At 68.0% G+C, this 19,431-nt stretch carries 19 protein-coding genes; 9 read left to right on the top strand and 10 right to left on the bottom strand.

The annotated features are described in order from the left end of the window. Window positions 1-30: 30 nt before the first annotated feature. Together SNE35_RS18265 and SNE35_RS18270 are read left to right on the top strand one after the other, a co-directional pair. Window positions 31-1,656 (top strand): outer membrane protein assembly factor BamB family protein, encoded by a 1,626-nt coding sequence (locus tag SNE35_RS18265; RefSeq protein WP_320424393.1) that lies wholly within the window; start codon window positions 31-33, stop codon window positions 1,654-1,656. Further along, complete coding sequence (locus SNE35_RS18270) at window positions 1,646-2,272, top strand: MBL fold metallo-hydrolase (RefSeq protein ID WP_320424394.1); 627 nt, start codon at window positions 1,646-1,648, stop codon at window positions 2,270-2,272. Before SNE35_RS18265 ends, SNE35_RS18270 begins: the two co-directional genes overlap by 11 nt. Here SNE35_RS18270 and SNE35_RS18275 read toward each other — a convergent pair. Both SNE35_RS18275 and SNE35_RS18280 read right to left on the bottom strand, forming a co-directional pair. Then, entirely contained in the window at window positions 2,251-3,324 is a 1,074-nt protein-coding gene (locus tag SNE35_RS18275; protein ID WP_320424395.1) for a WD40/YVTN/BNR-like repeat-containing protein, read from the bottom strand. The genes SNE35_RS18270 and SNE35_RS18275 overlap by 22 nt on opposite strands. A 6-nt stretch (window positions 3,325-3,330) precedes the next feature. Continuing rightward, window positions 3,331-3,603, bottom strand: coding sequence for a MoaD/ThiS family protein (locus SNE35_RS18280; RefSeq protein ID WP_320424396.1), 273 nt, complete (start codon window positions 3,601-3,603; stop codon window positions 3,331-3,333). An 83-nt stretch (window positions 3,604-3,686) separates the two neighbouring features. Between SNE35_RS18280 and rarD the strand changes: the two genes are divergently transcribed. Continuing rightward, the gene (gene rarD, locus SNE35_RS18285) at window positions 3,687-4,589 is read left to right on the top strand and encodes an EamA family transporter RarD (protein ID WP_320424397.1); all 903 of its coding nucleotides are present in this window, start codon (window positions 3,687-3,689) and stop codon (window positions 4,587-4,589) included. On the opposite strand, the gene ahpF is transcribed toward rarD, so the two are convergent. The 3 genes from ahpF to lysA all read right to left on the bottom strand — a co-directional run bounded on the left by ahpF (window position 4,576) and on the right by lysA (window position 8,239). Continuing rightward, window positions 4,576-6,129, bottom strand: coding sequence for an alkyl hydroperoxide reductase subunit F (gene ahpF, locus SNE35_RS18290; protein WP_320424399.1), 1,554 nt, complete (start codon window positions 6,127-6,129; stop codon window positions 4,576-4,578). The genes rarD and ahpF overlap by 14 nt on opposite strands. Before the next feature lie 159 nt (window positions 6,130-6,288). After that, entirely contained in the window at window positions 6,289-6,852 is a 564-nt protein-coding gene (gene ahpC / locus SNE35_RS18295; protein ID WP_320424400.1) for an alkyl hydroperoxide reductase subunit C, read from the bottom strand. Window positions 6,853-6,997: 145 nt separating this feature from the next. Beyond that, the gene (gene lysA / locus SNE35_RS18300; protein WP_320424402.1) at window positions 6,998-8,239 is read right to left on the bottom strand and encodes a diaminopimelate decarboxylase; all 1,242 of its coding nucleotides are present in this window, start codon (window positions 8,237-8,239) and stop codon (window positions 6,998-7,000) included. Window positions 8,240-8,309: 70 nt separating this feature from the next. On the opposite strand from lysA, the gene SNE35_RS18305 reads away from it, so the two are divergent. Then, window positions 8,310-9,284, top strand: coding sequence for a LysR family transcriptional regulator (locus SNE35_RS18305; protein WP_320424403.1), 975 nt, complete (start codon window positions 8,310-8,312; stop codon window positions 9,282-9,284). On the opposite strand, the gene dxs is transcribed toward SNE35_RS18305, so the two are convergent. Genes dxs through xseB form a run of 3 tightly spaced genes read right to left on the bottom strand, consistent with a single transcriptional unit; the run spans window position 9,232 to window position 12,314 of the window. Then, a complete protein-coding gene (gene dxs / locus SNE35_RS18310; protein WP_320424404.1) occupies window positions 9,232-11,130 on the bottom strand; it encodes a 1-deoxy-D-xylulose-5-phosphate synthase in 1,899 nt (632 codons plus the stop codon). The two genes, SNE35_RS18305 and dxs, sit on opposite strands and share 53 nt — an antisense overlap. Window positions 11,131-11,166: 36 nt before the next feature. Beyond that, the gene (locus SNE35_RS18315) at window positions 11,167-12,027 is read right to left on the bottom strand and encodes a polyprenyl synthetase family protein (RefSeq protein ID WP_320424405.1); all 861 of its coding nucleotides are present in this window, start codon (window positions 12,025-12,027) and stop codon (window positions 11,167-11,169) included. A 29-nt stretch (window positions 12,028-12,056) separates the two neighbouring features. Then, on the bottom strand, window positions 12,057-12,314 hold the full coding sequence (xseB, locus tag SNE35_RS18320; protein WP_320424407.1) for an exodeoxyribonuclease VII small subunit: 258 nt from the start codon (window positions 12,312-12,314) through the stop codon (window positions 12,057-12,059). Between the two features lie 255 nt (window positions 12,315-12,569). On the opposite strand from xseB, the gene SNE35_RS18325 reads away from it, so the two are divergent. The 4 genes from SNE35_RS18325 to SNE35_RS18340 all read left to right on the top strand — a co-directional run bounded on the left by SNE35_RS18325 (window position 12,570) and on the right by SNE35_RS18340 (window position 16,113). Then, on the top strand, window positions 12,570-13,709 hold the full coding sequence (locus tag SNE35_RS18325; RefSeq protein ID WP_320424408.1) for an aromatic ring-hydroxylating oxygenase subunit alpha: 1,140 nt from the start codon (window positions 12,570-12,572) through the stop codon (window positions 13,707-13,709). A gap of 173 nt (window positions 13,710-13,882) precedes the next feature. Next, the gene (locus SNE35_RS18330; protein WP_320424409.1) at window positions 13,883-14,794 is read left to right on the top strand and encodes a DMT family transporter; all 912 of its coding nucleotides are present in this window, start codon (window positions 13,883-13,885) and stop codon (window positions 14,792-14,794) included. Continuing rightward, window positions 14,794-15,633 (top strand): sulfurtransferase, encoded by an 840-nt coding sequence (locus SNE35_RS18335; RefSeq protein WP_320424410.1) that lies wholly within the window; start codon window positions 14,794-14,796, stop codon window positions 15,631-15,633. Before SNE35_RS18330 ends, SNE35_RS18335 begins: the two co-directional genes overlap by 1 nt. Window positions 15,634-15,678: 45 nt before the next feature. Next, window positions 15,679-16,113 (top strand): universal stress protein, encoded by a 435-nt coding sequence (locus SNE35_RS18340; RefSeq protein WP_320424411.1) that lies wholly within the window; start codon window positions 15,679-15,681, stop codon window positions 16,111-16,113. Between the two features lie 11 nt (window positions 16,114-16,124). Here SNE35_RS18340 and SNE35_RS18345 read toward each other — a convergent pair whose 3' ends face one another. Both SNE35_RS18345 and SNE35_RS18350 read right to left on the bottom strand, forming a co-directional pair. Beyond that, window positions 16,125-16,922 carry a ZIP family metal transporter gene (locus SNE35_RS18345; RefSeq protein ID WP_320424412.1) on the bottom strand — a complete coding sequence of 266 codons (798 nt, stop codon included), beginning with the start codon at window positions 16,920-16,922 and terminating at the stop codon, window positions 16,125-16,127. 10 nt (window positions 16,923-16,932) lie between these two features. Further along, window positions 16,933-17,799, bottom strand: coding sequence for a dienelactone hydrolase family protein (locus SNE35_RS18350; protein ID WP_320424413.1), 867 nt, complete (start codon window positions 17,797-17,799; stop codon window positions 16,933-16,935). A gap of 52 nt (window positions 17,800-17,851) precedes the next feature. Here SNE35_RS18350 and ppx point away from each other — a divergent pair, with 52 nt between their 5' ends. Beyond that, on the top strand, window positions 17,852-19,360 hold the full coding sequence (gene ppx, locus SNE35_RS18355) for an exopolyphosphatase (protein WP_320424414.1): 1,509 nt from the start codon (window positions 17,852-17,854) through the stop codon (window positions 19,358-19,360). Window positions 19,361-19,431 lie beyond the last annotated feature (71 nt).

The following is a 19,431-nucleotide window of genomic DNA, read 5'->3' on the forward strand; positions in this document are numbered from 1 at the left end:
CGTAGTGGTGATCCTGTTCCAGGAGGTTCCATGGCAAGTCGAACGGTGTTCTTTTTTCTCCGCACGGGCCTCGGCCTGTTGCTCTCGGTCCTGTGTCTCGGCGCTGCGGCGCATGACGACGACAAGGACTGGCTGCCCGACTGGGTCGGCGCCAACGACTGGCCGATGTTCGGCCAGAACATCCACAACACCGCGCAGGCCAGCCCCGGCTCGCTGAAGGATGTGGCCAAGCTCAAGCCCAAGTGGACCTTCACCGCCGGCGGCGAGATCTCAGCGCGGGCGGCCATCGTCGACGGCCGGGCCTACTTCCCCGACTGGGGCGGCAATCTCTGGGCCGTGGACACCAAGACGGGCAAGAAGGTCTGGGGCCATGCGCTGTCGGACTACGGCCTGCCCGCCAACACCCACTCGCGCACCAGCCCGGCGGTGAATGACGGTGTCGTCTACATCGGCACGCAGGAAGGCGCCTGGCTGCTGGCGATCGATGCGGCCAAGGGCAAGCTGCTCTGGAAGGTTCAGCTCGAATCGCCGGCCAACGATCCGCTGGCCATGATCACGGCCTCGCCGGCCATCGTCGGCGATCTGCTGTTCACCGGCGTCGCCTCGAACGCCGAAGGTCTGGCCGGACTGGTCCCTGGCTTCGTCTGCTGCGGCAGCGCGCGTGGCAGCGTCGTGGCCGTGACGCTGAAGGGCAAGAACGCCGGCAAGGTGCTGTGGAAGACCTACATGACGCCGCCGGGCTACACCGGTGCCGGCGTGTGGAGCAGCAACTTCGCCATCGACCTGCTGCGCGGCACCGTCTACGCCAGCACCGGCAACAACTACAGCGCGCCGACCGCGCCCGCCTACCTGGCCTGCATCGCCGGCGGCGCCACGCAGGCGGCCTGCGCCTCGCCCGACAACCACGTGGATTCGATCGTGGCGCTGAACATGCTGACCGGCAAGATCCGCTGGGCGAAGAAGTTCGTGAACTGGAACCAGCCCGGCCTCGCCAAGGACGGCAGCGACGACTGGAACGTCGACTGCTTCATGTTCATCAACGGCAACTGCCCCGCCGGTGCCGGCCCCGACTACGACTTCGCCTCCGCCCCGAACCTGATCCACTACCGCGACAAGCACGGCCGCCCCAGGACGCTGCTCGGCGCCGGCCAGAAGAGCGGCATCTACTACGCGCTGGACCCGGACGACGGCCGGGAACTGTGGCGCACGCAGGTCGGCCCGGGCTCGTCGCTGGGTGGCATGGAATGGGGCTCGGCGAGCGACGGCCGGCGCATCTACGTGTCGATCGCCAACTTCTACGGCATCCCGACGCAGGTCGGCGCCGCCGGCTCCTGGGCCGCGCTGGAGCCCGAGACCGGCAAGATCATCTGGCAGGTCGGCGACCCTAACGGCTCGATCGCGATCGGACCGCTGACGGTGGCCGATGGCGTCGTCTTCGCCTCGTCGATGGCCGGCGCGCCCGGCGCACCGACGATGCTGGCGCTCGACGCCGCCAGCGGGCAGACGCTGTGGAGCTACGCGGCGGGTTCGTCGGTCAATGCCGGCGCCTCGGTCGTCGACGGTGTCGTCTACTGGGGCTCCGGCTACGCCCACCTGCAGATCCCGGGCTACACAACCAACGACAAGTTCTTCGCGTTCTCGAAGAATGGCAAGTAGCGTCGGCCGGCGCCGGGCGCTGCTGACCCTCGCCGTGGCGGCCTGCCGCCCGGCCTGGGCGCAGGAGGACATGCAGGCCGAACTGCTCGCCACCGGCCTCTATCTGATCCGCGGCGGCGGCGGCAACTCGCTGCTGCGGATGACGGCGAACGGCCTGGTGCTCGTCAATGGCAAGTCACCGGAAAGTTACAAGCCGCTGATGCGGCAGATCCGCCGCCTGAACAAGCTCGCAGACATGCCGCTGCGCGCGCTGTTGCTGACCGATGTCGAACAGGCCGGCGACAGCGCCGCCTTCGCCGCCGCCCGCGTGGCGACGATCGCGCAGGCTGAGGCCGCCAGGCAGTTGCGCGACGGTGGCAACGAGGCCGTCGTCAGCTTCGAGGACGACTACACGCTGCGCATGGGCGGCGTCGAAACGCGGATGCTGCATACCGGCCCGGCCGGCAGCGGCCGCAGCCTCGTCTGGTTCGCCGACAAGAAGACCGTGGCCGTCGGTCAGGCCGATGCGGCCGGCTGGCGCGCCGCGCTGTCACTCGACGCCGAGCTGTTCGTGCCGAACGACGGTCCGCCCCTGGACCGCGGCCGCGCCGCCGCTCAGGCGAACTTCAGCGCGTAGATCGGCGGCAGGTTCAGCGCCACCGGCACCCAGTCGTCGCCAGCGTTGTCGCTGGCCCAGAGGTTGCCGGTGGTGCTGCCCATCAACAGGCGCTGGCCGCTGTCGTCGACGACGAGGCCGTGGCGGTAGACCAGGTCGTAGCAGTGCTGCTGCGGCAGGCCGCGGCGCAGTTGCTCGAAGCTGCGGCCGCCGTCGCGCGTGCGGGTTACACACAGGGCGCCGTCGACCGGAACGCGGCGTTCGTCCTTCACGGCGGGTGCGAACCAGGCGGTGTCGCCGTCCTGCGGATGTGCGGCCACCGCGAAGCCGAAGCTGGCCGGCTGGGCCTTGCACTCGTGCCAACTGGCGCCGTTGTCGGTGGAGCGCCAGATGCCGCAGTGGTGCTGGGTCCACAGCACCTCGGGCGTGCCGGCGCAGCGGGCGATCAGGTGCGGGTCCTGGATGTTCTGATCGCCCTGGCGCTCGGGCGGCATGAAATCGGCGTTCATGCCGGCGGCGCGCAGCTCCCAGTGGGCCGCCCCGTCGGTCGTGCGCCAGGCGCCGCCGCAGGAAATGCCCAGCAGCATCTCGTCCGATTCGCTCGGGTGCGGGCAGATCGAGTGAATGCCCGGCGCGTCATAGCCGCCGCCGAACCATTCGAGGCGCTCGGGCCGGTTCCACAGCGCTTCGTTCAGCTGCCAGGAAGCGCCGCCGTCGTCGCTGCGGAACAGGCCGCCGGGGATCGTGCCGGCCCAGATCGCGTCACCCGGCCCGCGCTCCAGCGACCAGACCTGCTGCAGCTTCCAGGCCGGGCCCTCGGCGCCCTCGGGCTGCGGCGGATAGGCCGGCGCAGCGACCTCGGTCCAGCTCTGGCCGCCGTCGTCGGACGCATGCAGCTTGGTGCCGAAGTGGCCCAGGTTCAGCGCTGCCAGCATGCGCCCGCCCGGCGCGGCCGGCAGCACCATGCTGACGGGCTCGGCGAGGAAGCTGATGTTGGCGATCTGCCAGTTCGCGCCGTCGTGGCGCAGTTCGAACAGGCCCTTGCGGGTCGCGGCCCATGCGGTGGTGCTCATCGTGGTTCAACCTCCTGACAAGGCTTGAAGGACGTGTAGCGTGCTGTCCGGCCGCAGCGGATCGTTCAGCAGCTTCAGCTCGCGCATGCGCCGGCCGTCGATAAAGACCACCACATTGGCCCGCAGGTGGCCCTGGTCGTCCAGCACGTAGCCGCGCAGGCGCGGGTTGACGACGAACGCGGCCTCCAGCGCCTCGCGCACCGTCTGTGCAGACGACGTTTCGACCTCGGGGATTTCGACAAAGCGGCGCAGCTGGGGCGTGAAGACGACGCGGGGCATGGCCGATTCTGTTCAGCACGCACCGAAATGACCAGTGCGGAAAGCAAGGACTGTTGCCGGATATTGCCGGGACAATGCCGTCCATGAATCCAGGAATCCTCTGCGCCTTCTTCGCCTACGTGATCTGGGGCCTGTTCCCGCTGTACTTCAAGCAGATCGCCACGGTGCCCGCGCTGGAGGTCATCGCGCACCGCACCGTCTGGTCGCTGGTCCTGGTGCTGGCGCTGCTGGCCGTGCTGCGGCGCTGGGCCTGGATGGACTGGCTCAGGCCGGTGCTGCGCCAGCCGCGGGTGGTCGGCGCCTTCGTCGCCTCGGCCCTGTTCCTGGCGACCAACTGGCTGGTCTACGTCTGGGCGGTGCAGCACGACCACGTGCTCGACGCGAGCCTGGGCTACTTCATCAACCCGCTGGTCAATGTGGCGCTGGGCTTCTTCTTCCTGCACGAGCGGCCACGCCCGGTGCAGTGGCTGGCCGTGGTGCTGGCCGCGATGGGCGTGCTGTGGCTGGCGCTGCAGGCCGGCCATGCGCCGTGGATCGCACTGGTGCTGGCCGGCAGCTTCGGCATCTACGGTCTGCTGCGCAAGATCGCGCCGCTCGCGGCGCTGGAAGGCCTGGCGATGGAGACCTTGGTGCTGGCGCCCTTCGCCATCGTGGCGCTGGCGGCCTGGACCTGGCAGGGCCGCAGCGCCTTGGTCACGGCAGACGCCGCTCAACTCGGCTGGCTGCTGCTGGCCGGCCCACTGACTGCCGGCGCGCTGCTGCTGTTCGCAGCCGGTGCGCGCCGCATCCCGCTAGCGACCTTGGGCCTGGTCCAGTACGTCTCGCCCAGCATTCAGTTCGGCCTGGGCGTGTGGCTGTACCGGGAGCCGGTGGACGCCACGCGGCTTGCCGGCTTCGGGCTGATCTGGGCGGCGCTGGCCGTCTACAGCCTGGAGGGGCTGTGGACGAGCCGGCGCGCGGCCTCTTCTTCCGTCAGTTACGGATGATGTGATCGAAGGCGCTCAGAGCCGCCTTCGCGCCCTCGCCGGCCGCGATGATGATCTGCTTGAACGGCGTCGTCGTCGCATCGCCGGCGGCGAACACGCCCGGCACCGAGGTCTGGCCGCGGGCGTCGACGATGATCTCGCCGTGGCGCGACAGCTCGATCGTGTCCTTCAGCCACTCGGTGTTGGGCACCAGGCCGATCTGCACGAACACGCCTTCCAGCTCGATGTGGTTGTCCGCACCGCTGACGCGATCCTTCCAGCTCAGGCCATTGAGCTTGCTGCCGTCGCCGGTCAGCTCGGTGGTCTGGGCGTTCAGGTGGACGACGACGTTGGGCAGGCTGTTGAGCTTCTTGACCAGCACCGCGTCGGCGCGCAGCTTGTCGGCAAACTCGATCAGCGTCACGTGAGCGACCAGGCCGGCCAGGTCGATGGCCGCCTCGACACCGGAGTTGCCGCCGCCGATCACCGCCACGCGCTTGCCCTTGAACAGCGGGCCGTCGCAGTGCGGGCAGTAGGCCACGCCCTTGTTCTTGTACTCCTGCTCGCCCGGCACGTTGACGTTGCGCCAGCGCGCGCCGGTGGAGAGGATCACCGTCTTGGCCTTCAAGGTGCCGCCGTTGGCGAGTTGCACCTCGGCATAGCCGCCCGGATCCGCAGCGGGCACCAGCTTGGCGGCGCGCTGCAGGTTCATCACGTCGACGTCGTAGGCCTTGATGTGCTGGTCCAGCGAGGTCGCGAAGCGCGGGCCATCGGTCTCGGGGATGGCGATGTAGTTCTCGATCGCCATCGTGTCGTTGACCTGGCCGCCGAAGCGCTCGGCCGCCACGCCGGTGCGGATGCCCTTGCGGGCCGCGTACACCGCCGCCGCCGCGCCGGCCGGGCCGCCGCCGACGATCAGCACGTCGTAAGGCGCCTTGGCCGTCAGCTTCTCGGCATCACGGGTCGCGGCGCCGGTGTCGAGCTTGGCGACGATCTCCTCGACCGTCATCCGGCCCGAGGCGAAGGACTTGCCGTTCAGCCAGACGCTGGGCACGGCCATGATCTCGCGGCCGTTGACTTCGTCCTGGTAGAGGCCGCCGTCGATGACGACGGTCTTGATCTTCGGGTTCAGCACCGACATCAGGCTCAGCGCCTGGACCACGTCCGGGCAGTTGTGGCAGCTGAGGGACATGTACACCTCGAAGCTGTAGTCACCGTCCAGTGACTTGATCTGTTCGATCACGTCCTGCTCGACCTTGGGCGGGTGGCCGCCGGTCCACAGCAGTGCCAGCACCAGCGAGGTGAACTCGTGGCCCAGCGGGATCGCCGCAAAGCGCAGGCTCTGTTCGGTGCCGGTCCGCTTCAGGCTGAACGAGGGGCGGCGCGCGTCCTGGCCATCGGTCTTCAGCGTGATCTTGTCGGACATCGCATCGATGTCCTGCAGCAGCGACAGCATTTCTTTGGCGCTGTCGGAATCATTCAGGGAAGCAGTGATCTCGAAGGGCTGGGTGACGCGTTCGAGATAAGCCTTGAGTTGTGCCTTGAGGCTGTCGTCCAACATGATGGTCTTCCTTTGCGTGGGGTCGTTCAGACGTGGCGGGGTCAGCCACTCTGGAAACGCCCGCGGAGGACCGTGGGCGCTCTCAGAGAAGCTGGCTTCTCGGAGGAGCCGCAAACCCTTGCGGGTTTGCGGAATGCTTGCGCATCAGGAACTAGAGGGTCAGATCTTGCCGACCAGGTCCAGCGACGGAGCGATGGTCTTCGAACCTTCGTTCCACTTCGCCGGGCAGACTTCACCCGGGTGCTCGGCCGTGTACTTGGCGGCCTTCAGCTTGCGCAGCGTTTCCTTGACGTCGCGGGCGATTTCGTTCGAGTGGATTTCCAGGGTCTTGATGACGCCGTCCGGATTGATCACGAAAGTGCCGCGCAGTGCCAGGCCTTCTTCCGGGATGTGCACGCCGAAAGCGTTGGTCAGCGTGTGGGTCGGGTCGCCGACCAGGGGGAACTTGGCCTTGCCGACGGCCGGCGAGGTTTCGTGCCAGACCTTGTGCGAGAAGTGCGTGTCGGTCGTGACGATGTAGACCTCGGCACCCAGCTTCTGGAATTCAGCGTAGTTGTCAGCTGCGTCTTCGACTTCGGTCGGGCAGTTGAACGTGAAAGCGGCCGGCATGAAGATCAGAACGGACCACTTGCCCTTCAGGCTTTCCTCGGTGACGGTGATGAACTTGCCGTTGTGGAAGGCTTCGGTCTTGAACGGTTGAACTTGCGTGTTGATCAGCGACATTGATGAACTCCTCTAGGGGGTTGGTGGGGATGAATCGAACTATATCGAAGCCCACTTGCCCTTAGTTTTGTTTAATCAAATCGGAGTCATTGGTTCAGCCTATGAGGCGATAGGCTGAATCCTCAGATGCCGCTGAAACGAGGCGTCAGGCCTCCAGCGCCAGCAGTTCCTCGACGGTCTGGCGGCGGCGGATCAGTCGATCGGCGGTGCCGTCCACCAGCACCTCGGCCGCCAGCGGGCGCGAGTTGTAGTTGCTGGACATCGAGGCCCCGTAGGCGCCGGTGTCGTGGATCACCAGCAGGTCGCCGACCTGCGCCTGCGGCAGTTCGCGCGGCGCGACGACGCCGCCGTCTTCCTGCGTGAACACGTCGCCCGATTCGCACAGCGGCCCCGCGACGACCGAGGCGCGCGCCGGCCGCGCGCCACCATCGGCCGCGATCACGCTCATATCGTGGAAGCTGCCGTACATCGCCGGGCGCATCAGTTCGCTGAAGCCGGCATCGACCAGCACGAAATGGTTGGCACCCGCATCCTTGGTCGCGCGCACCTCGCTGAGCAGCAGGCCAGACTCCGCCACCAGGAAGCGGCCCGGTTCGATCTCCAGCGCCAGCGCGTGGCCGACGATGGCTTCCGCCTCTTTACGGGCGGCATCCCAGAGGCCGAAGTAGTGGGCCGTGTCGATCGTCGCGTCGCCCTCGCGGTACGGGATCGACAGGCCGCCGCCGGCCGAGATCGCGTGCAGGTCGTGGCCGGCCGCCTTGGCCTCTCGCACCAGCTCCACCATCGCGCCGCAGACTTGGCTCAGGTGGCTGTAGTCGACGCCGGAGCCGATGTGCATGTGCAGGCCGACGAGCTTCAGCCCGCGCTGCCGGATCACGGCCAGCGCATTGCCGAGTTCGGTGTGCCAGATGCCGTGCTTGCTGTGTTCACCGCCGGTATTGGTCTTGTTGCTGTGGCCGTGGCCGAAGCCGGGGTTGATGCGCAGCCAGACCGGGTGGCCCGGGGAGGCCGCGCCGAGCTGGTGGAGCATGTCGATCGAGCCGGCGTTGACGGGCACGCGGTGCTGGACGACGGTGGCGAGGGTCTCGTGGTCCATCAGGTCGGCGGTGAACACAATGTCCTCGCTGCCCGGCACGAAGCCCGCCGTGATGGCGCGCAGCACCTCGCCGCGCGACACCGAATCGACCTTGACGCCCTGCTCCCGCATCAGCCGCAGGATGTGCGTGTTCGAGCAGGCCTTCTGCGCGAAGCGGATCGTGTCGAAGGACTTCAGCTGCGCGATGCGGCTGCGGATCGTGTTCGCGTCATAGACCCACAGCGGCGTGCCGTGCTGGCGGGCGAGCGACTGGAGGCGGGCGGGGGTGAGGCTGGCGGGCAGGTTCTTCATGGTCGCAAGGATGCCCGCCCGGGTCGATTCATTCAAATGCTTTAATGTCGTCATTCAATCCAGATTTGATATGACTATCAGCCATCGTCACATCGAGGTCTTCCGCGCGGTGATGACCGCCGGCAGCGTCACCGGGGCGGCCGGCCTGCTCCACACCTCGCAGCCGACGATCAGCCGCGAACTGGCGCGGATGGAACAGTTGCTGGGCTATCCGCTGTTCGAGCGGCTGCGCGGCCGGCTGAAGCCGACGGCCCGGGCGCTGGCCCTGTTCGACGAGGTGCAGCGCTCCTACCAGGGCCTGGATCGCGTGGCCAGCCGCGCGGCACAGCTCGGCCGGGCTGAGAACGCGGAGCTGCGCGTCCTGTGCCTGCCGGCGCTGAGCCACGCGCTGCTGCCCGGCGCCTGCTCGCTGTTCCTGAAGCAGCACGAAGGCGCGGCTCTGTCGATCACGCCGCAGGAATCGCCGCTGCTTGAGGAATGGATGAGTGCCCAGCGCTTCGATCTCGGGCTCACCGAGCAGGCCCAGCCCACGGCGGGCACGACCTTGGTGCCGCTGCTGGCACTGGACGAGGTGTGCGTGCTGCCGGCCGGTGATCCGCTGCTGAAGAAGACGGTGCTGAAGCAGGCGGACTTCGAGGGCCGGGATTTCATCAGCCTCTCCGCCGACGACCCCTATCGCGCGCAGCTCGATGCCCTGTTCGACGCCAACGCCGTGTCCCGACGGCAGCGGATCGAGACGCACAGCGCGGTGGCCGTCTGCGCAATGGTGCAGCAGGGCCTGGGCATCGCGATCGTCAATCCATTGACGGCCCTGGCCTGCGCCGGGCCAGGGCTGCATCTGCGCAGATTCGGCGCCTCGGTGCCGTTCAAGGTCGGTGCGCTGCTGCCGCAGTACCGGCCCGCCCAGCCCCTGGCCCTGGCGCTGGTCGAGTGCCTCAAGAAAGAAGCCGCTCGAATCGAGCGGCTTCTGGGCGAGACCTTGAAGGCGCCGACTACTGGTTCGCGGCCGACCGAACCAGCGAAGGCCGCGCGCCGAAGCGCTTGAGGATGCTCTGCTCGATGCCGGCGGCATCGAGGCCGCACTGCGCCATCAGCTTGGCCTGGTCGCCGTGCTCGATGAACTCGTCGGGCAGGCCCAGTTGCAGCACCGGCGTCGACGACAGGCCCGCGGCCTGCAGCGATTCAAGCACCGCCGAGCCGGCGCCGCCCATGATGCTGCCGTCCTCGATCGTCACCAGCGCATCGTGCGTGCGCGCCAGTTCGGCCACGAGCTCATGGTCCAGCGGCTTGGCGAAACGCATGTTCGCCACCGTCGCGTCGAGCTGCTCGGCCGCGGCCAGCGCCGGGTACAGCAGCGTGCCGAAGGCCAGGATGGCCACGCGAGTGCCATGGCGGCGCACTTCGCCCTTGCCCCAGGGCTGGGCCGTCATCAGCTTGTCGACGGCCACACCGGCACCGGCGCCGCGCGGGTAGCGCACGGTCACCGGGCCGTTGTGTTGGAAGGCCGTGAACAGCGCCTGGCGGCATTCGTTCTCGTCCGCCGGCGTCAGCACCGCCATGTTCGGGATGCAGCGGGTGAAGGCGATGTCGTAGTTGCCGGCATGCGTGGCACCGTCGGCACCCACGATGCCCGCGCGGTCCAGCGCGAACACGACCGGCAGGTTCTGGATCGCCACGTCGTGGATCAGTTGGTCGTAGGCGCGCTGCAGGAAGGTCGAGTAGATCGCCACGACAGGCTTCAGCCCCTCGCAGGCCAAGCCCGCGGCGAAGGTGACCGAATGCTGCTCGGCGATGCCGACGTCGTGATAGCGGGTCGGGAAGCGCTTGTGGAACTCGACCATGCCGGAGCCCTCGCGCATGGCCGGCGTGATGCCGACGAGGCGCAGGTCCTGTTCGGCCATGTCGCACAGCCACTCGCCGAAGACCTGGGTGAAGGTGGTCTTGCCCGGCGAAGCGGGCTTGACGAAGCCGACGGCAGGATCGAACTTGCCCGAGGCCGCGTGGTACTTGACCGGGTCGGCCTCGGCCAGCTTGTAGCCCTGGCCCTTCTTCGTGATGATGTGCAGGAACTGCGGGCCCTTCTTGGCGCGCAGGTTCTCCAGCGTGGGAATCAGCGATTCGAGGTCGTGGCCGTCGATCGGGCCGACGTAGTTGAAGCCGAACTCCTCGAAGATCGTGCCCGGCACGACCATGCCCTTGGTGTGCTCCTCGAAGCGGCGGGCGAATTCGTACAGCGGCGTGTTTTTCAGCACCGACTTCGCGCCCTCGCGCGCCGAGGCGTAGAGATTGCCGCTCATCAGCCGCGCCAGGTACTTGTTCAGCGCGCCGACCGGCGGGCTGATCGACATGTCGTTGTCGTTCAGGATGACCAGCAGGTCGCCCATCAGGCCGCCGTGCGCGACGCCGGCGTTGTTCAGCGCCTCGAAGGCCTGGCCCGCGGTCATCGAGCCGTCGCCGATGATGGCCACGGCCTTGCGCTCCTCGCCCTTCAGCTTGGCGGCCATCGCCATGCCGTGAGCGGCCGAGATCGAGGTGGACGAGTGGCCGACGCCGAAGGTGTCGTACTCGCTCTCCTCGCGGCGCGGGAAGCCGCTGATGCCGCCGATCTGGCGCAGCGTGCACATCTGCTCGCGGCGGCCGGTCAGCACCTTGTGCGGATAGGTCTGGTGACCCACGTCCCAGACGAGGCGGTCATGCGGCGTGTTGAACACGTAGTGCAGCGCCACCGTCAGCTCGACCGTGCCGAGATTGGAGCCCAGGTGGCCACCAGTCTTGGCGACGCTGTCCAGCACATAACTGCGAAGTTCACCGGCAAGCCGGGTCAGTTCGGTGCGCGGCAGCCGGCGCAGGTCGGCCGGGCTGTCGATCGTTTCCAGCAGGGGATAGCTCATAGGCGTTTTGCTCTTGTTCTTGGCGAGCGCAAATCGTCAGTGGTGGCGCTCGACGACCATGTCGGCCAGATGGCGCAGCCAGGCGGTGTCGGCCAGGCCGCTGGCGTTCAGCGCGGCATGGGCTTCATCGCACAGTTGCAGCGCCAGCCGGCGCGCCGGCTCCAGGCCCAGCACGCTGACGTAGGTCGGCTTGTTGGCATCCTGGTCCTTGCCGGCGGTCTTGCCCAGCACGGCGGAATCCTGGGTGACGTCGAGGATGTCGTCGACGACCTGGAAAGCCAGACCCAGCGCGGCGCCATAGGCATCCAGCGCCTCCAGCGCGCGTGCATCGGCGTTGCCGCAGGACGCGCCCATCATCACGCTGGCCTGCAGCAGCACGCCGGTCTTGCGGCGGTGCATGTCGCGCAGGGTGGCCTCATCCAGCGGCTGCCCGACGCTGGCGAGATCGATCGCCTGGCCGCCGGCCATGCCGTCGTAGCCGGCCGAGCGGGCCAGCAGCCGGCACAAGCGCGCCTGCAGGGCGGGGGCGACGCCCTCGTCCGGCGTCAGCACGTCGAAGGCCAGCGCCTGCATCGCGTCGCCGGCCAGCATGGCCTTGGCTTCGCCGTAGGCGACGTGCGTCGTCGGCTTGCCGCGGCGCAGCACGTCGTCGTCCATGCAGGGCATGTCGTCGTGAACCAGCGAATAGGCGTGGATCAGCTCCACCGCACAGGCCGCACGCATCGCGGCCTCGCCCTGCCCGTCCACGGCCTCGCAGGCAGCCAGCACCAGCAGCGGGCGCAGGCGCTTGCCGCCGCCCAGCACCGCATAGCGCATCGCCTCGCCCAGACCCGCAGGCGCACTGGCCGGCACGAAGCCGTCCAGTGCCTGTTCAAAGGCATGCAGCTTGCGCTGCATCCATTGATCGAATACTCCAGCATCCACGCTCAGGACTCTCCCCATGACTTCAGTCCATCGCTCTCGAGCACCCTGACTTGTTGTTCTACGGCCTCGAGACGCGTCCTGCAGAAACCCAGCAGCTCGGCACCGCGCTTGTAGCCCTGCAGCAGCTGATCCAGCGGCAGTTGCTGGCTCTCCATCGCTGCGACCAGATGCTCCAGTTCCTCGAGCGCAAGCTCGTAGGTGGCGGGCAACTCGGTCGCGCCGGGTACAGCTGCGGCGGCGGGAGAAGGGGTTCTGCTCATCGATTTCAAATGTCGAAACTTCAATTGTAGTCAGCACCACCCGGGTGCTTGTCACCTGGCCGCCACGCATCAGTAACGTGCCGTCACCCCGATATAGGGACGGCTTTCGCCCCCTTTGGCTACAATCCTGCCCTTGCCCGCGCGAGCCGTGCGCAGCAGACACCCCTTTTCGCAGACACAAACCCGCGCCAGGACAGATGCATCAAGTCCAGCCGGGGGGTTGACATTGGTATCTCGAAAGAGCCCGCCTGGATCATGTCGGACCTGAACAGCAGCATCCTGAATACAGCGCTTACCCGCCAGCTACCGCAGCAAACCCAGTTGCCCGTCACGTCGTATTTCGACGATGCCCTGTTCCGTCGCGAGCAGGAGCTGATCTTTCAGCACGGGCCGCGCTACCTGGGCCATGCGCTGGCGATCCCCGAGCCGGGCGACTACTACGCGCTGCCGCAGGAAGGCGAGGGCCGCGCACTGGTGCGCACGCCGGAAGGCGGCATCGAGCTGATCTCCAACGTCTGCCGCCACCGCCAGGCGCTGATGCTGCGCGGCCGCGGCCAGGTAGGCAACGCCCGCACCAACATCGTCTGCCCGCTGCATCGCTGGACCTACAACTTGAAGGGCGAGCTGGTCGGCGCGCCGCACTTCAAGGAAGACCCCTGCCTGCACCTGAACCGCTACAAGCTGCGCGAATGGAACGGCCTGCTGTTCGAGGACAACGGCCACGACATCGCCGCGCACCTGCAGTCGCTCGGTCCGCGTACCGCCCTGGACTTCGACGGCTACGTGCTGGACAAGGTGCAGATTCACGAATGCGACTACAACTGGAAGACCTTCATCGAGGTCTATCTGGAGGACTACCACGTCGGGCCCTTCCATCCGGGCCTCGGTCAGTTCGTCACCTGCGAAGACCTGAGCTGGGAGTTCGGCCGCCACCACTCGGTGCAGACGGTGGGCGTCCACAAGGAACTGGAGCGGCCGGGTTCGCCGGTCTACCAGCGCTGGCATGAGCAGGTCCTGAAGTTCCGCGGCGGCACGCCGCCCGAGCAGGGCGCGATCTGGCTGACCTACTACCCGCACATCATGGTCGAGTGGTACCCGCACGTGCTGGTCGTCTCCACGCTGTTCCCCAAGGGCCCGCAGAAGACCACCAACATCGTCGAGTTCTACTACCCCGAGGAGATCGCCGCCTTCGAGCGCGAATTCGTCGAGGCGCACCAGGCGGCCTACATGGAAACCTGCGTGGAAGACGACGAGATCGCCCTGCGCATGGACGCCGGCCGCAAGGCGCTGATGGAACGCGGCGACAACGAGGCCGGTCCCTACCAGAGCCCGATGGAAGACGGCATGCAGCACTTCCACGAGTGGTATCGCCGCGAGATGGCCTTCCGCGGCTGAACGCCGAGCCCCTCGCCCGGGCTCGCCTCGCTGAACGCGGGCGAACCCGGTCGGTCCCCCGAGGGGACAAATCGGTCCGCCGGATCGACCGGCGAACCGATCCAGTGGGCCGGCTTGGGGCGGCCCGGCGCTCGGCCCGGGACGCCAACCGAGGCTCGGTCAGAATGGAGGTTATGCCTGCTTCCGCACTGATGGTCCTCGCCAGTTTCCTGTTCGCCACAATGAGCGTCTGCGTCAAGCTGGCGGGCGCCTACTACGACACCGGCGAGATCGTCATGTATCGCGGCCTCACCGGCATGACGATGCTGTTCCTGCTCACCCGCGCGCGCGGCCAGACCTTGCGCACGCCGGTTCCGGCGCTGCATTTCTGGCGCAGCCTGTCGGGCGTGATCGCGCTGTCGCTGTGGTTCTTCTCGATCGGCAAGCTGCCGCTGGCCACCGCGATGACGCTGAACTACATGTCCTCGATCTGGATGGCGCTGTTCCTGGTCGGCGGCGCGGTCATGCTGGGCGGAAGCCGCATCGACCCGAAGCTGATCGCCTCGGTGCTGGTCGGCTTCGCCGGCGTGGCCCTGGTGCTGCGGCCCACCATCGATCGCGACCAGTTCTGGCACGGCCTCGCGGGCCTCTGCTCCGGCGTGCTCTCGGCCACGGCCTATCTGCAGGTCACCGCCCTGGGCCGCTCGGGCGAGCCCGAGTACCGCATCGTCTTCTACTTCTCGATGGGCGGTGCCATCGCCGGCCTGCTCACCACCTTGGCGCTGAAGACCAGCGGCCAGGGCAACCCGCACGGCCACAGCATCACCGGCATCGCGCTGCTGCTGGCCGTCGGCATGCTGGCGACCGTGGCGCAGCTGATGATGACCCGCGCCTACGCACGCGGCAAGACGCTGGTCAACGCCAGCCTGCAGTACACCGGCATCCTCTTTTCCTTCGTCTACGGCGTGCTGCTGTTCAGCGATCCGGTCACGCTCTGGGCGGTGGCCGGCATCACGCTGATCGTGGCCGCCGGCCTTTCGGCCACCCTGTTGCGGGCGAAAACCACGCCGGTCGACAGCCAGAACCACGCGATCACCGAATCATGATGAGCAACACCTCTTTCAAGACCCTGATCAGCGCCGATGAACTGGCGCAACTCCTGCCCGCCGTGCTGCTGATCGACGCCAGCTTCGACCTGGCCGACACCGCCGCCGGCGAAGCCGCCCACGCGCGCGGCCACATCCCCGGCGCCCACTATTTGCACCTGGACCGCGATCTCAGCACGCCCAAGACCGGCCTGAACGGCCGCCACCCGCTGCCGGATCGCGATGCCTTCGCCGCCACGCTGGCTGGCCTGGGCCTGCAGCCCGGGATGCAGGTCGTCGCCTACGACGCGCAGGGCGGCATGTACGCGGCGCGCGTCTGGTGGATGCTGCGCTGGCTGGGTCACGCCAATATCGCCGTGCTGGACGGCGGCCTGCAGGCCTGGCCGGGCCCGCTGACGAGCGAGCCGACGGCAAGACCTGCCCCCAGCAGCCTCCAGGCCGGCCCGTCGCTGGCCGGCAGCGTCAGCGCCGATGAGCTGCAGGCCCAGCTCGGCAAGATCCGCCTGATCGACGCGCGCGCGCCGGAGCGCTTCCGCGGCGACGTCGAACCGCTGGATCGCGTGGCCGGCCACATTCCCGGCGCCAGCAACCGCCCGTTCAAAAACAACCTGAGCGCCGACGGCCAACGCTTCAAGCCCGCCGCCGAACTGCGCGCCGAGTTCGAAGCCCTGCTCGCGCCGCATGCCAGCACGCTGGTCGTGCACCAATGCGGCTCCGGCGTCACGGCCTGCCACAACCTGCTGGCGATGGAGCACGCCGGGCTGACCGGCTCGCTGCTCTACCCGGGCTCCTGGAGCGAGTGGTCGGCCGATCCGGCGCGGCCGGTTGCCAAGGGCTGACGCGAGGACTATGGTGGACCTGTCCTGAACAGGAGGGCCACCATCATGTTCAAACGCATCCTCATCCCCACCGACGGTTCCGAGATCACGGCCAAGGCCGTCAATGCCGCAATCGGCATGGCCCGCATCCACGGCGCCACGTTGTACGTGCTGAGCGTGAAGGAACCCTTCCCCTACAGCGCGGTCTCCGAGATGCAGCCGACACCGCCGCAGGAGTTCTTCGACGCGCAGGAGCGCATCGCCACCACCCGGGTCGCCGACGTCGAGGCCCTGGCACGCGCCGCCGACGTGCCCTGCCAGCTGGAGACCGTCGAGGCACTCCACCCCTGGGAGGCGATCATCGAGCACGGCAAGGAGCACCAGTGCGACCTCGTCGTGATGGCCTCGCACGGCCGCCGCGGGGTTTCGGCCTTGCTACTGGGCAGCGAGACGCAGAAGGTGCTCACCCACTGCAAGATCCCGGTACTGATCGTCCGATAGTCGTCCGTCGATCAGTGCCCGCCCGGGCTGCCGTGCTCGCCGGACACCATCACGATCACCACCACCAGCGCAAGACCAGCCCCCAGCCAGGCCAGCTGCAGCACCGTGTCGCGCCAGGGCAGGCGGCGCTGCAGTTGCGGGATCAGGTCGGCCACGGCCACGTAGATGAAGCTGCTCGAGGCCGCCACCAGCAGGTAGGGGAACAAGGCCTCCCACGGCCCGACGATGAAGTAGCCGACGATGCCGCCGGCCACCGCCGCGAGGCCCGAGATCGCATTGAAGGCCAGCGCCTTGCTGCGCGACAGGCCGGCATTCAGCAGCACGATGTAGTCGCCGACTTCCTGCGGAATCTCGTGCGCGATGATCGCCACCGCCGTCGCCAGGCCCAGGTGCAGGTCGGTCAGGAAGGCGGCGGCAATGATGATGCCATCGCAGAAATTGTGGATGCTGTCGCCCAGCAGCACCGACATGCCGCCGCGTCCGGCCTGCTCCGCGTCGAAGTGATGGTGATGGTGGTGCCCGTCGCCCTCGTGGTGGTGGTTGTGGCGGTACAGCTCCACCTTCTCCAGCAGGAAGAAGAACATCAGCCCGCACAGCAGCGTGATGAACAGGCCCTGCGGCGGCGCGGCGCGGTTCTCGAAGGCCTCGGGCAGGATGTTCAGCAGCGCCGTGCCCAGCAGCACGCCCGTCGACAGGCTCACCAGATGCTTGACGATGCGGCCCAGCAGCGCCACGGTCAGGCTCGCCGCGATCAGCACGGACAGCAGGCCACCGATGAAGGTGGACAGCACGATGTAAAGAAGAGTCATGGGACTTCAGTCAGGCCACGCCGTTGGCTTTGAACCAATCGATGCAACGCTTCCAGCCGTCGTCGGCGGCGTCCTTGCGGTAGCTCGTCCGGTAGTCGGCGTTGAAGGCGTGCGGGGCGTCGGGGTAGATGTGGAATGCGCTGTGGCGAGCGGCGGCTGAGCCTTGCGCAAGGGCTGATTTCATCTTATCAACCGTGTCAAGCGGGATGCTCGGGTCCTGGCCACCGTACAGGCCCAGCACTGGCGCTTTCAGCGCACCGGCCAGTTCCACCGGCTGGCGCGGCTGCAGGTTTTCCGGCGGCGTGGCCGGCGTGCGCACCAGCTTGCCGTACCAGGCCACGCCGGCCTTCACCGTCGGGTTGTGCGCGGCATAGAGCCAGGTCAGGCGGCCGCCCCAGCAGAAGCCCGTAACGCCGAGCCTCGACGTATCGCCGCCCTGCTCCTTCGCCCAGGCCACAGTGGCATCCAGGTCGGCCATCACCTGGGCGTCCGGCACCTTGTTGACCACCTCGTCCATCAGCTTGGACATCTCGCCGTAGGCACCGGCATCGCCCTGGCGCACGAACAGCTCCGGCGCGAGCGCCATGTAGCCGAGCCGCGCGAAGCGGCGGGTGATGTCGGCAATGTGCTCGTGCACGCCGAAGATCTCGCTGATCACCAGCACCACGGGCGGGTTCTTCGCCCCCTTCGGCATCGCCCGGTAGGCGGGCACCTGGAAGCCGCCGGAAAGAACGGTCACCTCGCCCACTTCCAGGCCATCGGACGCGGTGCGGATCGTCTGCGCGGTCACCGGCAGCACCGCGGCCGCGAACCCGCTGCCCAGCGCCGCGCGCTTGACGAATTCGCGGCGGCCGCTGTCTATCGATTCCTGGCTCATGTCATGTCCCACTGTGGCGCGAGGGCAGAATTTTGCCCTCACAATCGCGCCCATGAATTTGCCGACCGCCATGCCCCCGCTCGCCGCCATCGACATGGGTTCCAACAGTTTCCGGCTCGAAATCGCGGAGGTGCAGCCGGACGGCAGCTATCGCCGCATCGAGTACCTGAAGGAGACCGTGCGGCTCGGTGCCGGCCTGGATGCCGAAGGCATGCTGACCGAGGTGGCGATGCAGCGCGGCCTGGAGTGCCTGCGCCGCTTCGCGCAGCGCCTGTCCGGCTTCGCGCCGCAGCACGTGCGCGCCGTGGCCACGCAAACGCTGCGCGAGGCGCGCAACCGCAATGCCTTCCTGCTGCGCGCGCAGGAAGCACTGGGCTTCGCGATCGAGGTGATCTCCGGCCGCGAGGAAGCGCGCCTGATCTTCGCCGGCGTCGCGCGGCTGCAGCCCTCGGACGAGAAGCGGCTGGTGATCGATATCGGCGGGCGCTCCACCGAGATGATCCTCGGCCGCGGCCGCAAGCCGGTGACCGCGGAATCGTTCCAGGTCGGCAGCGTCGGCCTGTCCGTGCGCTTCTTCCCCGACGGCCGCTTCGACGCCGACTCGTTCCGCGCCGCGCAGGTGGCCGCCGGTGCCGAGCTGGAAGAAGGCTTCAACCTGTTCCGACCCGCGATGTGGAAGCAGGCGCTGGGCTCCTCCGGCACGGTCGGTGCCGTCTCGCAGATCCTCGCCGCCAACGGCGTCACCGATGGCCGCATCACGCCCGACGCGCTGCGCTGGTGCATCGAGAAGAGCCTGGCCGCCGGCAGCATGGACAAGCTGGACCTGGCCGGCCTCAAGGAAGACCGGCGCGCCGTCGTCGGCGGTGGCCTGTGCATCCTCTACACCTTGCTGACGCAGTTCGGCATCAAGGAGCTGCTGCCGGCCAAGGGCGCGCTGCGCCAGGGCGTCATCTTCGACCTGGTCGAACGGCTGCAGAGCAGCGCCGGCTTCGGCGCCGCCATCACCGACATGCGCGAGGCCTCGGTACAGGGCCTGCAGCGGCGCTTCGGCGTCGACGTGCCGCAGGCGCGCCGCGTGCGCGAACTGTCGCTGCGCCTGCATGGCCAGCTGGCCGGCGGCCGCACGCCGCGCGAGGTGCAGCGCGAGCTGGGCTGGGCCGCCGATCTGCATGAGATGGGCATGATGGTCTCGCACCACGACTACCACCGCCACAGCGCCTACTTGCTCTCGCATGTCGACGCGGCCGGCTTCTCGCAGAACCAGTTGCAGCGCCTGGGCGACCTGGTGCTGGGCCAGCGCGGCGGCCTGCGCAAGCTGGAGCGGCAACTGGCCGACGAGAGCTTCCTGTGGCAGGTGCTGGCGCTGCGCCTGGCGATGATCGTCAACCATGCCCGCACCGACCTGCCCGCCTCCACCTTGCGCGTGGAGCGCCAGGGTCGCAAGCTCATGGTCGGCATGCCCGCCAGCTGGCCGAACCACCAGCCACGGGCGGTCTTCCTGCTGCAGGAAGAAACGCAGGCCTGGGCCCGCAGCGGCCTGCTCGACGTCACGCTGCGCTGATCGACCCGGTTCCGCCCCTCCAGATACCGGAACCCCAGCAGTGAATCCCGCCGCGCCGTCCGTCCCGCCCA

The organism is Roseateles agri (genome assembly GCF_034043675.1).
In the GTDB taxonomy this organism is placed as follows: domain Bacteria; phylum Pseudomonadota; class Gammaproteobacteria; order Burkholderiales; family Burkholderiaceae_C; genus KK5.

Bases quoted from the DNA above. Each gene is read 5' to 3' on its own strand.
- SNE35_RS18265 (WP_320424393.1), top strand. From the start codon at position 31: ATGGCAAGTCGAACGGTGTTCTTTTTTCTCCGCACGGGCCTCGGCCTG.
- SNE35_RS18270 (WP_320424394.1), top strand. From the start codon at position 1,646: ATGGCAAGTAGCGTCGGCCGGCGCCGGGCGCTGCTGACCCTCGCCGTG.
- SNE35_RS18275 (WP_320424395.1), bottom strand. From the start codon at position 3,324: ATGAGCACCACCGCATGGGCCGCGACCCGCAAGGGCCTGTTCGAACTG.
- SNE35_RS18280 (WP_320424396.1), bottom strand. From the start codon at position 3,603: ATGCCCCGCGTCGTCTTCACGCCCCAGCTGCGCCGCTTTGTCGAAATC.
- rarD (WP_320424397.1), top strand. From the start codon at position 3,687: ATGAATCCAGGAATCCTCTGCGCCTTCTTCGCCTACGTGATCTGGGGC.
- ahpF (WP_320424399.1), bottom strand. From the start codon at position 6,129: ATGTTGGACGACAGCCTCAAGGCACAACTCAAGGCTTATCTCGAACGC.
- ahpC (WP_320424400.1), bottom strand. From the start codon at position 6,852: ATGTCGCTGATCAACACGCAAGTTCAACCGTTCAAGACCGAAGCCTTC.
- lysA (WP_320424402.1), bottom strand. From the start codon at position 8,239: ATGAAGAACCTGCCCGCCAGCCTCACCCCCGCCCGCCTCCAGTCGCTC.
- SNE35_RS18305 (WP_320424403.1), top strand. From the start codon at position 8,310: ATGACTATCAGCCATCGTCACATCGAGGTCTTCCGCGCGGTGATGACC.
- dxs (WP_320424404.1), bottom strand. From the start codon at position 11,130: ATGAGCTATCCCCTGCTGGAAACGATCGACAGCCCGGCCGACCTGCGC.
- SNE35_RS18315 (WP_320424405.1), bottom strand. From the start codon at position 12,027: ATGCAGCGCAAGCTGCATGCCTTTGAACAGGCACTGGACGGCTTCGTG.
- xseB (WP_320424407.1), bottom strand. From the start codon at position 12,314: ATGAGCAGAACCCCTTCTCCCGCCGCCGCAGCTGTACCCGGCGCGACC.
- SNE35_RS18325 (WP_320424408.1), top strand. From the start codon at position 12,570: ATGTCGGACCTGAACAGCAGCATCCTGAATACAGCGCTTACCCGCCAG.
- SNE35_RS18330 (WP_320424409.1), top strand. From the start codon at position 13,883: ATGCCTGCTTCCGCACTGATGGTCCTCGCCAGTTTCCTGTTCGCCACA.
- SNE35_RS18335 (WP_320424410.1), top strand. From the start codon at position 14,794: ATGAGCAACACCTCTTTCAAGACCCTGATCAGCGCCGATGAACTGGCG.
- SNE35_RS18340 (WP_320424411.1), top strand. From the start codon at position 15,679: ATGTTCAAACGCATCCTCATCCCCACCGACGGTTCCGAGATCACGGCC.
- SNE35_RS18345 (WP_320424412.1), bottom strand. From the start codon at position 16,922: ATGACTCTTCTTTACATCGTGCTGTCCACCTTCATCGGTGGCCTGCTG.
- SNE35_RS18350 (WP_320424413.1), bottom strand. From the start codon at position 17,799: ATGAGCCAGGAATCGATAGACAGCGGCCGCCGCGAATTCGTCAAGCGC.
- ppx (WP_320424414.1), top strand. From the start codon at position 17,852: ATGAATTTGCCGACCGCCATGCCCCCGCTCGCCGCCATCGACATGGGT.